Origin of the sequence: Leptospira adleri (genome assembly GCF_002811985.1) — a bacterium.
Lineage (GTDB): Bacteria > Spirochaetota > Leptospiria > Leptospirales > Leptospiraceae > Leptospira > Leptospira adleri.
The window spans coordinates 24,671-37,307 of sequence record NZ_NPDU01000007.1 but is presented as its reverse complement, the minus strand read 5'-3'; the positions used below and the strand labels follow the sequence as shown (position 1 = coordinate 37,307).

At 46.2% G+C, this 12,637-nt stretch carries 11 protein-coding genes; 3 read left to right on the top strand and 8 right to left on the bottom strand.

Translation table 11 applies throughout. From position 1 onward, the window contains the following. The first annotated feature begins 69 nt into the window (after positions 1–69). A complete protein-coding gene (locus CH376_RS04020) occupies positions 70–1,482 on the top strand; it encodes a HEAT repeat domain-containing protein (protein WP_100786797.1) in 1,413 nt (470 codons plus the stop codon). Here the strand turns inward: CH376_RS04020 and CH376_RS04015 are convergent. From CH376_RS04015 to CH376_RS03970, 8 genes are all read right to left on the bottom strand, one after another. Further along, complete coding sequence (locus CH376_RS04015) at positions 1,471–1,884, bottom strand: response regulator (RefSeq protein ID WP_100786798.1); 414 nt, start codon at positions 1,882–1,884, stop codon at positions 1,471–1,473. The two genes, CH376_RS04020 and CH376_RS04015, sit on opposite strands and share 12 nt — an antisense overlap. Continuing rightward, positions 1,881–3,779, bottom strand: coding sequence for an ABC transporter ATP-binding protein (locus CH376_RS04010; RefSeq protein WP_100786799.1), 1,899 nt, complete (start codon positions 3,777–3,779; stop codon positions 1,881–1,883). Before CH376_RS04010 ends, CH376_RS04015 begins: the two co-directional genes overlap by 4 nt. Then, complete coding sequence (locus CH376_RS04005; RefSeq protein WP_100786800.1) at positions 3,776–4,354, bottom strand: anthranilate synthase component II; 579 nt, start codon at positions 4,352–4,354, stop codon at positions 3,776–3,778. The genes CH376_RS04010 and CH376_RS04005 overlap by 4 nt, the downstream gene beginning before the upstream one ends. Then, positions 4,354–5,775, bottom strand: a complete 1,422-nt coding sequence (gene trpE / locus CH376_RS04000) for an anthranilate synthase component I (RefSeq protein WP_100786801.1) — start codon at positions 5,773–5,775, stop codon at positions 4,354–4,356. Before trpE ends, CH376_RS04005 begins: the two co-directional genes overlap by 1 nt. 86 nt (positions 5,776–5,861) lie before the next feature. Then, positions 5,862–7,025, bottom strand: coding sequence for an acyl-CoA dehydrogenase family protein (locus CH376_RS03995; protein WP_100786802.1), 1,164 nt, complete (start codon positions 7,023–7,025; stop codon positions 5,862–5,864). 489 nt (positions 7,026–7,514) lie between these two features. After that, positions 7,515–8,234 (bottom strand): TMEM175 family protein, encoded by a 720-nt coding sequence (locus CH376_RS03985; RefSeq protein ID WP_100786804.1) that lies wholly within the window; start codon positions 8,232–8,234, stop codon positions 7,515–7,517. A gap of 212 nt (positions 8,235–8,446) precedes the next feature. Beyond that, the gene (locus CH376_RS03975) at positions 8,447–9,628 is read right to left on the bottom strand and encodes an acetyl-CoA C-acetyltransferase (RefSeq protein ID WP_100786844.1); all 1,182 of its coding nucleotides are present in this window, start codon (positions 9,626–9,628) and stop codon (positions 8,447–8,449) included. A gap of 154 nt (positions 9,629–9,782) precedes the next feature. Then, complete coding sequence (locus tag CH376_RS03970) at positions 9,783–10,559, bottom strand: acetoacetate decarboxylase family protein (protein ID WP_125231961.1); 777 nt, start codon at positions 10,557–10,559, stop codon at positions 9,783–9,785. 423 nt (positions 10,560–10,982) lie between these two features. Here CH376_RS03970 and CH376_RS03960 point away from each other — a divergent pair, with 423 nt between their 5' ends. Together CH376_RS03960 and CH376_RS03955 are read left to right on the top strand one after the other, a co-directional pair. Next, on the top strand, positions 10,983–11,768 hold the full coding sequence (locus tag CH376_RS03960; RefSeq protein ID WP_100786806.1) for an acyl-CoA desaturase: 786 nt from the start codon (positions 10,983–10,985) through the stop codon (positions 11,766–11,768). Between the two features lie 17 nt (positions 11,769–11,785). Continuing rightward, complete coding sequence (locus CH376_RS03955; RefSeq protein ID WP_100786846.1) at positions 11,786–12,400, top strand: TetR/AcrR family transcriptional regulator; 615 nt, start codon at positions 11,786–11,788, stop codon at positions 12,398–12,400. Positions 12,401–12,637 lie beyond the last annotated feature (237 nt).

Genomic DNA, 12,637 nt, shown 5'->3' with positions numbered 1-12,637 from the left:
AAAAGCTGAAAAATCGGACGAACTTATAAATAGCATCTTAGCAAAAATTTTACCATTCAAAGGTACCCGATGTCCTTATATTCTAAACTTCAAAAGTATTTTTTCAGTCTTTTAGTGTTCGGCGTTTTGAGTTCCGTAGCGAACGCGGAATCCGGAGGTCGTATTCGGGAAGAATTTAAACTTCCTCAAACGGTCGACGCGCCCGACGATTCGGCGACTCAGCCCGGCGATGCTTCCGAAGGAAATAATCCCAACGGAATCAACGTAGACGATCCGAGAAATCTTACGGAAGAATCCGACGGTGTTTCTTCTTACGAACGGAGAAAAAGGAAGGACCTGACTCCGAAGGAAAGACAGGAAATCGACTACGACCTTTCTTTGAAAAAAGGGATTCTTATCATATTTCGCGCGGAAACCGAAAAACGTTATAAGACTTTGGATCGTATGGCTCTCACGCACCCGATCCCGAGAGTACGGGCGGCTGCGGTTTTAGCGTTAGGAAGAATGGGACGAGGCGGCGTAAAAACCTTGCACCACGTAATCGAAAGGGACGGTGAAGCGGTTCGACAGGCCGCCTACAAGGCGTTAGCCGATATCGGCTCCCCTTCTTCTCTGGATTATTTTTTTAGAGGGATCAAATCCAACGATCCGGATATCCAATTCTCTTCCTGGAGGGGAATGGGAAAAACCAAGGATCCCTCCGCGAGAGACGCACTCATCCGCCAAGGAATCCGTTCCACAAGAACCGAAATCGTGAAGGCTTCTCTTTTGGGTCTTGCCGCTTTTCAAGTAAACGACGATCTGAAATTATTCAAAACGTATTTGGACTCGGAAGATCCGGAGTTGCAAAAAACCGCGATCGAAGCCTTGGGAATTCATAAGACCAGAGCTTCTTTGAGAATTTTGGAACAAACATTGGAAACAAAACCCGAATTGGTAAAAAATATAGTGGAGGCGATCGGACAAAACACAAGCCTCTATGGAACGTTTTCCTTTATTCGAATTTTGGAAAGTTCCACTTCGGAAGAATTGAATCAAAGAATTTTGGCCCAACTCTATCTTCGTAAGGCGTTCTATCAATTCGGAACGGTTCAAGTGGAAGGCGGTTACGCTCAGGAAAATCCGTATCCGACTTCTCGCAAACTTCGTTCTCTTACGTTAGGCGAAGTCGGAAAAATCCTGAAAAAAAGCGATCGAAGATTTATTCAAAAAACCGGCGATAAGTTCGTGGAAGATCATTATTACCTTCTTCTTTTGGAATCGAAAAATCCGGAAAGTTACTACGAAACGGTTCAGTCCTGGGTGTTCGGTCCGTATCTAAAAATCAGAACCATTCTCGCTCCTCCAAAAGAGAAAAAAGGGAAGAGATACAAAAGAAAACCCGCTTCGTTCACTCCCGCTTCGGATATGGAAGAAACCGACCCGGTGAATCCGTCTAACACGGATCAGTCGCCGGAAAACGGTCCTCCTTTAGAGAACTGATTCGTAAGGAATTTTCTTTTTTAAGGACGTTGGAAGGAAAACCACTTTTCCTTCCTTCAGAGGAACTTTGGGGATCATCCACCCGATTCCCGCAAAACTCGGAAGAATGGAACCGGAAAGAAACATAACTCCCGGAAAATCGAAACCCGTAGTCGCGATGATTTTATTTCCGCGATATCCGTCCTTGTGAATCCTGCGAATCATCCAAAGACCGGAAGTCTGAGTTTCCATCGTGATGTCGGTCACGATCGTATGAAATCGATTCTTATCTCGGGAATAGATCTCCCAGCCTTGGGCCGCATCGACCGCGCGCACCGTTTCAAATCCGTTTTTCTCAAACCAAACTTTTAAGTTGTTCGCATAGCGGTCGTTATCGTCTACGATCAAAACGATCCTTTTCATGGTAATACTCCGTTATTGCCGGCAAATTGATTGTCGGAAAGTTTTCGATAGATTCCATTTTGCTCATATAGGGAATTGTGATCTCCCTCTTCCACGATCTTTCCGTTGTCCATTACGATGATTCTCGGAATGTCTTTGATCGTGGAAAGTCGATGAGCGATCACGAAGGTGGTACGATTCGCATACAAACGTCGAAGCGCGTCGCTTACAAGACGTTCGGATTCCACGTCCAACGCGGAAGTCGCCTCGTCCAAGATCATAATCTCCGGATCGCGCAAAAGCGCGCGCGCGATCACGAGTCTTTGTCTTTGACCGCCGGAAAGATTCAAGCCCCGAACCCCGAGAATACTATCGTATCCGTTGTCCATCTTTTTGATAAAGTCGTGCGCGTGCGCAAGCCTTGCGGCCCGGATTACGTCCTTGCGGGTCGCTCCTGGTTTTCCGTAGGCGATATTGTCCGCGACGGAACCGTGAAACAAAAAGATATCCTGTGTTACGATCCCGATTTTTTTTCGAAGATCCCCAAGGCTGATATCGCAGATATTCGTTCCGTCAAATTCGATCGACCCCGAAGTTGGATCGAAAAATCTCGGAAGTAAGTCCATGAGGGTCGATTTCCCGCAGCCGCTCGCTCCGATCAACGCGATCGTTTCTCCTTTTTTGACCTTGAGATTGATATCCTTTAGAACCGCAGTGTTCGTTCCGGGATAAGAGAAGAATAGATTTTTGAATTCGATGCCTTTTTCAAGAGGCGGCGCGGAAATTTTACTTTCTTCGCTGTGATCTTCCGTTTCCAGATCGATGATTTCGAAAATTCTCTTTCCGGAAGCGATCGCTTGCGTGATCTTTCCGACCATCTGGGAAAGTTGGGTCAAAGGTCTTAGAAGAAAAAGTAACGTTAGGAGAAACGCCATAAATTCTCCCTGAGTAAACCGACCGTTGTAGATGAGGCTCGCTCCCGCCGCAAAAAAACCGAGAACAACGATCGAAGAAGTCAACTCCACGAGAGAAGGCGCAATCTGAAGATAAAACTGACCTTTGAAATTTCGGCGATAGACGTTGTGGTTGATCTTTCCGAATTTTCCCTGCTCGAACTTCTCCGTGTTAAAAACGCGGATCACCTTGATTCCGGAAATCATCTCTTGGATATTCGCGTTGAGATCCGCCATCTTTTCCTGGGAACGCACAGTGGACTTCGTGATCTTTCTTGTAAACAAGGTCACCGGAAGAATGATAACGGGCACGGTGAGGCAAGCGACTATGAGCAGCTCCGTATTCAAATACAATAAGACCATCAAGTGAGTGATCACGTAAAAGAAGTTGATCGTAGCGTCCCTGAAGTTGCTCGAAATCACCGCGGCGACAACTTCAACGTCGTTGATGATTCTACTCATCATCATTCCGGTTTTTTCTTTGAAGAAGTATGTAAGAGGAAGGAGTTGATTTTTTTCAAACAATTCCTGACGAATGTCCCGCACGGCTTTGTAACCGGCGGTCGCGATGCAGAACACGGATAGAAGATACGTGATCAATTTTAGAAGATAAAGCGGCATCACGATGATACAAATCGCCCATACGACTTCCTTAGGTTCGAGACCTTTGGTTCTTCCGTTGATCCATTCCTTTATGTCAATCAAAAGAAGTTTGGTTCTTTCAAGTCCGTCCAGAGATTCGTCGCCGAAAACCTTTTCTTTGAGAAGGATTCTTTGTTCCGGCAACGTTAGCTGCAATTGGAATCTGGTTTGTTTGTCGTTGCCCAGGGAATCAAAAAGAGGAATGAATGCCGTGAGAGAAACCGCGTTCAAGATCGCCGTCAAAAGCGCAAATACGATCCCCAAGGAGAATCTGTACTTGTAGCGTACGGAGTAAGACAAAAGCCTGAAAAAAAGCTTCATAACTCCTGAACGATTGAGGAAAAATTTCTGACCAGATCCAATCCCGCGCTGGTCATAATGGATTCCGGATGAAATTGAACTCCGTAAAGATGTTTTTTTGTTTTGTGGCGGACTCCCATGATCACTCCATCCGGAGTTTTCGAAGCCACTTCCAATTCGGCCGGCATACTTTCCGGTTGAATCACGAGAGAATGATAACGAGTGGCGACAAACGGCGAAGGAATTCCCTTATAGATATCCCTTCCGTCGTGTTCTATGAGTGAAACCTTTCCGTGCATGATCGAAGGAGCGGAGACGATCTTTCCTCCGTGAACAAGACCGATCGCCTGATGTCCGAGACAAACTCCGAAGATGGGAACCTTTCCTCCGAGTTCACGGATGACATCCAGACAAACTTTCGAATCTTCGGGACGGCCGGGACCGGGAGAAAGAATGATTCCCTTCGGTGCGAGTTCGTTGATTTCGTTTAACGAAATTCTATCGTTTCGAAACACTTCCACGTTGTTTCCGATCTGACAAAAATACTGATAGAGATTGTATGTGAAAGAATCGTAATTATCGATGAGGAGAAGCATTATTTCCATTCTCCTTTGAGTCCGTTTCTTGCAAACTCGACCGCTTTTAAAAGAGCGGCCATTTTATTTTTGGTCTCTTCCAATTCCAATTCTGCGACCGAATCGTAAACCACACCGCCGCCGGCTTGTAAGAATGCGGTGTCCCCGTAAAACACGATCGTACGAATGATGATCGCGAGATCGCTTTCACCCGAAAAGGAAATATAACCCAACGCACCCGAATAGATCGCGCGTCTTGTGGTTTCCAGTTCGTCGATGATTTCCATAGCGCGGATCTTAGGAGCTCCGGAAACGGTTCCAGCCGGAAGCGTCGCCCGGATCAGATCGTAGACGGTTTTTTCCTCGTCGAGTTCGCCGGAACACTGACTTACAATGTGCATAACGTGGGAATACTTTTCTATCACTTTAAAATCGCTGACGCGAACGCTGCCGGGTTTACAAACGCGGCCCAGATCGTTTCGTCCTAAATCGACGAGCATGATATGCTCCGCGATTTCTTTCGGATCGGAAAGAAGGTTGTCTTCCAAGAATTTATCTTCGCTCGCGTTTTTGCCTCTTGGACGAGTTCCCGCGATTGGGCGGAGGAAGGTCTGATTCCCTGCATAACGAACCATAATTTCGGGAGAACTTCCCACGATGGTAATTTCTCCGAGTCGGAGATAATACATATAAGGACTTGGGTTTACGGTTCTTAGGCCGCGATAGATTTGAAACGGGGAAACTTCCGGTTTGAACTGGACTTTTCTAGAAGGGACGACTTGAAAGATATCACCGGCCTTGATGTATTCCTTGGCGCGTTCCACATTTTTCTTATATTCTTCATCCGGAATATTCGGTTTTAATTGAAGAGCTCCCGAGACGGTTTTCGGATTTTTGATTTCGTCGGGAACGATTCCGTTTCTGATTTCGTACTCGATCGAGTCGATTTTTTTCAGAACGGCTTCGTAACACTCTTTGAGATTGGGATGTTCTCCGATTCTTGCATTGACCACGATTCTTAAAACGTGATCGATATGATCGACTACGAGAAGTTCGTCGTAGATCGCAAAATAACAATCGGGAGCGTTCTCGTCGTCCGGTTTCGTATCCGGAATCGATTCGTAATAACGAACCGCGGCAAAGGATAAGAATCCGACGGCGCCGCCCGCAAAAGGAGGAAGACGATAGTCCTGGACGTAGACGTCGTCTCCGAGTAAATTCTCCAGAAGAACCAGAGGATCGTATGTGATGATTTCGGTTTCCGGTTCGTTGCCGATGGAAACGTAAAAGAGTCCATTCTTCCCTTGTAAAAGGCGGGAAGGAGATTTTCCTAAAAAGGAATTTCTCCCGAGCTTTTCTCCACCCTCCACCGATTCGAGGAGGAAGGAATTTTTGGAAGATTCACAACCCCATTTTGCAAACAAGGAAACCGGGGTCTCCATATCCAGAAAGATCTGTTTGAAGACCGGGATCAGATTTCCCCGTTCCGCGAGTTTGGAAAACTCCTCGAATGTTAGAGAGAATTCTTTCAGAAGTTCGGTCCCTCGATTCCCTTTCCATCCGCGAGAAAACGGGAAACGATCATTCTTTGGATTTGAGAAGTTCCTTCGTAGATTTGAAAGATCTTTGCGTCGCGCATAAGTTTTTCGACGGGATATTCCGTATTAAAACCGTACCCTCCGAGAACCTGAACCGCGTCGGTACAAACTCTCATACACATATCCGCGCAAAACATCTTCGCGATCGAAGCCTGATACGTATTTCTAAATTTGTTGTCGATCATCCAAGCCGCTTGGTAACAAAGAAGACGGCCCGCTTCGATATCACGAGCCATTTCGGCGATCATAAAGGAAATTCCTTGGTTGTCCATGATAGGACGTCCGAAAGTGTTTCGGGTGTTTGCGTATTGAATCGCGTGTTCCATAGCAGCGCGTGCGACACCGACGGCTCCGATCGCAACTCCGGGGCGAGTGTGATCGAACGCTCCCATCGCGATTTTAAAACCTTCGCCTTCGCGGCCGACCATCTGCCAAGCGGGAACCTTTACGTCTTCGAAAGTGATTCCACGGGTATCGGAACATTTCTGACCCATGTTGATTTCTTTCTTTCCCATGATGATTCCGGGAGTTTTTGCATCTACGATAAAGCCGGTGATTCCTTTGTGTCCCGCAGACGGATCCGTTTTGGTAAGAACAAAAAACCAGTCCGCGTAACCAGCATTTGTGATCCACATCTTAGAACCGTTGATGATGTATTCGTCTCCGACCTTTTTTGCGGAAGTGCGAATCGCCGCGACGTCCGAGCCCGCGCCGGGTTCCGTCACCGCGTAGGCTGCGAGTTTGAATTCTTCCGTCATAGGCTGAACGAATTCTTTTTTGATTTTGTCGCTCGCACCGAGGAGAACGGGGGCGAGTGCGAGGTTGTTCGCGAGAATGGCGGTGGCCATTGCGGAACATCCCCAGAATAATTCTTCTCCAATGATAACGTCGTCTAATTCCGCCATTCCGGAACCGTTGAACTGCGGTTCAATGTGGATGTTCATCAAGCCGATTTCCCAGGCTTTTTTGAGAACTTCCATGGGATATTCTCCCGTATGATCGTGATGCTCCGCGCGAGGACGCATTTCTTCTTTCGCGAATTTTCTCGCGAGATCGCGTAATTCTTTCTGTTCGCTGGAAAGGGCAAATTCCATTTTAATAGCACACCTTGGTCGAATTTGAACTCGTCCGATGGTTCCTGGCATCCCGCCTGAATCGCCGATAGCCGGAAAACCGGTACGGCCTCGAAATCGGTATTGGAACCTGGAATTAGGAGCTCTGTAATGCAGGATTCGAAGAGAATCCTTTACCGTCAAGAAGGTACGAAGGAGGAAAACCTACCGGAGGCCGGAACCAAGGACTTCCTTCGGTTCCAACTTCGGTTTCCCTTTTGGAAAAAGAATGTAGGAACTCCTACGCGACCCGGTTTTCACCGAGAAGTCTTTGACGGTAAATGTAGGAACTCTTACCGGATTCAATGAGACTTAACTTCATTGGATCAAAAAAGTAGGAACTACCACAAAGTTGATTTCAGTCTGGCATTCAACCCGCAGAAGTCCTTAAAAATCTAAGAATGTAGGAACTCCTTCAACGAGGCTAAACTAAACTATCACAGAATCCCCGGAAAGCACCGGAGGACTTCCTCAATCTTTGGAAACGATCTTCTTTCCCTTGAGTTTAAGAACCCAAGTCGCGGGAATAAAAAAGAAAAGAATCAAGAATAGAAAACCTGCCAAACTCAACCAAACGTTAATAAAAGTTAAAGCGGTTACGATCGAATAAAAAATCGGACCTTTGATGTAATGACCGCTGATGGCTTTGATCTCTTCGAGATCCGCATTTGGATCTCGAAGGCTTGGATTTCCGACTCCGTATCTCCAAACTAAATTGAAGGGAATTCCCCCGAGAGTGATCCAAGCCCCGTAGATAAAAGAAGCAAGGGTCGCGTTCTCCCCGCCTTGCGCCGAGTATTCCCCCAAAAGAGCGGAACAAAAAGGAATGAAGGAAATATTGAGCATCAAAAGACTGTTAAGCATGATCAAAGTGTGATCCGTCTTTTTAACGTATTTAAAGATCGTATGGTGATTGGTCCAAACTACGGAGATGATCAAAAAGCTGATCACAAAACTCAGATAATCCGGCCATTTTGCGAGCAACGCCTGAAGCAGACTTCCGGATCCGAGATCATGAAGATGAGGAATTTTAATTTCCAAGGCCATCAACGTCAAAGCAATCGCAAAAACCGCGTCGCTATAAACGACCATTCTTTCCGCGTCATAGATCGTGCCTTCCTCTGCTTTAGGGGAAGAATCTTCGATCACTTGCGCCTTTTTCTTTACGATACTCTTCTTTGCTTTTGCCATAAACTCACCTACACATCTTTCGCCCAAAGAACCCAAGGAATTGCTTTGGGACTACTTCTTTTTAAAAAATCCGATTTCAAAAATCAAAGTATTCTAATATATCTTCCTCTAATCGGCGAAGAATCGATAAAAAGAAAAAGCCCGGGGACACCGGGCTTTTTCACTTACAAAGGAAAAAAGAATTCTCCGTTGACGTTACGTTTTGCGTTTGATTACGCTTCCGGATTTTCCAGAACGAGAGCAATTCCCTGACCGCCTCCGATACAAAGAGAAGCGACTCCGTATTTCGCCTTTCTTCTTCTGAGTTCGTAAGCAAGTGTGATCGTAACTCTTGCACCCGATGCTCCGAGCGGATGTCCGATTGCAACGGCTCCTCCGTTTACGTTCGTAATGGAAGGATCGAGGCCGAGTTCTTTTTGAACCGCGAGATACTGTGCGGCAAAGGCTTCGTTCACTTCTACAAGACTCATATCGGAAAGTTTGAGACCGGCTCTTTTCAGAGCGGCAGGAATCGCGAGTGCGGGACCGATTCCCATCTTCGCAGGATCGCAACCGGCGTGGCCGTATCCTCGGATGATCGCGAGCGGTTTTTTGCCGATCTTTTGCGCATAAGAAGCGGAAGTTACGATCGTAGCCGCGCCGCCGTCGTTTAAGCCGGAGGCGTTCCCGGCGGTAACGGTTCCGCCTTCGCGGAAAACCGCCTTTAAACTTCCGAGTTTCTCGGCGCCCGCCGCACCTTTGATGAATTCATCTTTTTCTAATGTGATCGGTTTTTTACCTCCAACCGTTACCGGAAGAATTTCGTCCTTCAATCTTCCTTCCGCGGTCGCTTTCTCGGCGCGAGTTTGAGAGATAGCAGCCCACTCGTCCTGTTCTTGTCTGGAAATCTTATATTGGTCCGCAAGATTCTCCGCGGTTTGCCCCATGATCAAACCGACGTACTGATCGGTAAGACCTTGTTCGAGAGTATCTTCGAATTCGGCGGAACCGTAACGAACTCCCCAACGAGCGTTTCGCACAACGTATGGAGCGTTGCTCATCGATTCCACACCGCCAGCAAGAACCGCGTCCGCTTCGCCGAGATAAATCTTCTTAGCTGCTTGGATAATCGCTTCCATACCGGAACCGCAGAGACGATTCAAAGTCAAAGCCGGAACTCCTAAAGGGAGCCCCGTTTTCAAACCGATATGACGCGCGAGATAAATCGCTTCTTTGCCGGTCGGAATTACGTTTCCGAAAATGGATTCTCCGATCGCGTCCGGAGAAACTCCCGTTTTTTCAAGAATTGCCTTCGAAGCCAAAACGCCCAAATCCACCGCACTGAGGTCCTTGAGAGTTCCTCCAAAATTACCGAACGGGGTTCTGATTCCGTCCAGGATGACTGCTTCTTCCATGATTACTCCTAATAACTCTAATATTCTAAAGATTGAATGTTTTAAATTTTGTTTTAATAAAACCGATACCGCCGTAAATCCGCTTCCAAACCGGAATCTTCGGTCGCCGTAACGGAATCGAACCGCCGCATTCCTCAATTCTCACAATCGTTTTTTAGTCGATCACATCCGCAACCGGAAAGATCAATTCGAAAGGATCGGAATGAATTCCGGTTTTAAAGATCCCACCTTTGAGCGCGTCGGGGAAAACGGCCTCGTCGCTCCAGATTTCACGGATCGTAGCGATTCTTCCTTTGCCTTTCCCGACAAACTGAGTGCTCAGATAACCTTCCGTCGCTTTTTGTAAAAGTGTATAAGGAAGAATTTTCGTGGAAACCGGAAAGGAGAATCCTTTGGTTGCGATCGTCACACGAAAAAATTCCTTTCCGTTTCGGAACGCGGAAATTTTCGTGAGATTCTCTTCTCTGATCCAAGTAAAATCAGCTTTTTCTTTGGGGATCGCCCAGTTAAGAATTCCCTCTTCCACCGACTTTTGACTCGAAACAAAAATTCTCGTGATCCTTTTATAAGATTCATCCTTGTAAGTGAAATTACCCGGAATATAAAGAAGTTCGTAATAAGGTCCTACATCGCTCGTTTCATAGTTTACAAGCATCAAGGAACCCAATCCGCCCGTATATTGTTTGGAATCTTCTCCTGAGAAAAATCCCATTTCGCGGTTGTAGTCTTTCTTTGCCCAAAGAGGAAAAAGGAAACCTTCCCCTTTCAGATTCCAAGGCGCAGGAAAGTGTTTTCCCTTTGGAAAAACCGTAGAATCGGTGTTCCGGGTCCCTATTGGAGAATTCTTCTTTCCATTCGACCCGGAAGTTCCCCTGGATTTAGAAACAGATCCGGAGTTCCGACCTGAAACGCGACCGGGCGAGCGATCCATAGAGAGCGAGCCGCTGAGTTCAGGGAGCGTTTCATTGAGTTTTCCTACGCGACCGGGCGAGCGATCCGTAGAGAGCGAGCCGCTGAGTTCAGGGACCGTATCATTGAGTTTAGAACGAGAAGAAGTCTTTCCTGACTTTGAAGCAGAAACACCTTTTTTTCCGGATTTAGAGGAAGGAGTTCCTACTGATTTCTTTTGAGTTGCTTTCTTTGCTACCACGACGCCGCCACCTAAAAAATAGAAAAAGCCCCCGAAATCAGGTGAATTTTACCCATTTAATCTTTTTCATCCAACTCCTCAAAAAAACCCATTTTTGGAAAGTAGGAATTCTTTTCATTTTTCTCTTTACATAATTAACAATGTTCGCTTATTTTGACAATAATGAACACCGTTCATTGAAGAGAAAAAACAAGGAGGCCCATCATGGTCCCCATTTTAATTTTATTTTTTGCACATTGGTTCGGCTCGGTTTTTGTCCAAACCTTCTTCCTGCATCGATACGCGGCCCACGCGATGTTTACGATGAATTCTTTTTGGGAAAAGGTTTTTCATCTATTGACCATGATTCTCCAAGGTCCTTCTTATCTAAATCCATACGGATACGCCGTTCTGCATCGAATGCACCATTCTTACAGCGATACGGAAGAAGATCCGCATTCTCCTCATCATTCTAAAAATCCGTTCGAGATGATGATCAAAACAAAACATATCTACGACGATTTTGCTTATGATCGAGTCTCTCCTAAACCGGAATTCACTCGGGATTCTATTCCCCGTTGGAAATCGATCGATATGCTCGGTCAGAACTGGTGGTTTCGGATCGGATTCGGTTCTCTCTACGCATTCTACTATATGGCCTTTGTTCCGGAAGGACAATGGGGTTGGTATCTTCTTCTTCCGATCCATTGGCTCATGGGTCCGATTCACGGCGCGATCGTAAACTGGGGAGGACATAAATACGGATATAAGAATCATTTTAAAACCCAAGACGAGTCTAAGAATATGCTTCCGATCGACATTCTTACGATGGGGGAATTGTATCAGAACAACCACCACGGGCATCCAACCTCTCCAAACTTCGCATATAAATGGTGGGAAGTCGATTTTTGCTTTCAGATCATGAAGGGGTTGCATAAAGTTGGGATCATAAATATTAAACGGGACGTTTGGACGACTCAGGGAAGGGTTCCGGTTTCCAAAGCGGCTTGATAGAGTTAAGAACCAAAATGACAACTGCAGTTCGACACAAGAGAAGATCTAGAAACAGCCTCAACCGAGAAAACATCGTCCAAGTGGCGATGGAAATTCTTTTGGAGGAAGGAATCGACGGTCTTTCGATGAGAAAGATCGCCGAAAAATTGGACTGCAGCGTTGCGAGCCCTTATTCACATTTTAAAAGCCAGGAAGAAATCATCCAAGTTCTGATCGCCAAAGGCGAGACCGAGCTGACTCAGCTTCTAAGAAACGCTCAAAGAAACGGAAAGAATTCGTTCGAAAAACTCGCCGGAATCGCGAGGGCCTATTGGGATTTTTCTTTAAACAACAAGGAACTTCACAAAGTGATGTTCAACACGGTTCACGGGCACATGCACAGGAAAGCGTTTCCGAGTTTGCCGACCAGTTATCGAGTATTCTTGGAAACGATTCGAAACGGTTGTGTCAGTCACGAATTTAAACTTTCCAAGGAAGAATATCCGGCTCTTGCAAGAATGATGTGGGCTTGGATGTACGGCCTGATGGTATTAGATCTTACGAATATGCTCAAGAGAAGACGCGGCGGAAAAGACGATCCTTTGGCGGAAGGTTTTCTCTACTTCCGAAAAATTCTTCTCGGAGAATGATCGAAATTCTTTTCCGCAAGCGGTTCCGTTTCAAATACAAATAACGTCGTATCGGAAAAATCGTTTGGGCGTATCCTGGAGACGTTTCGCTTTTAAAGGACTGGTGCGGAAATGCAGGACCGCGCTTTCCGCTCCAGTCAATAAATTGTAAATTCCACTTCGAAAAGAAATCCATCCGGAGTCCAATTTATTGACTCCGCGTCAATCGCTTCCGCGTTGCAATGAAAGTGAATTTTT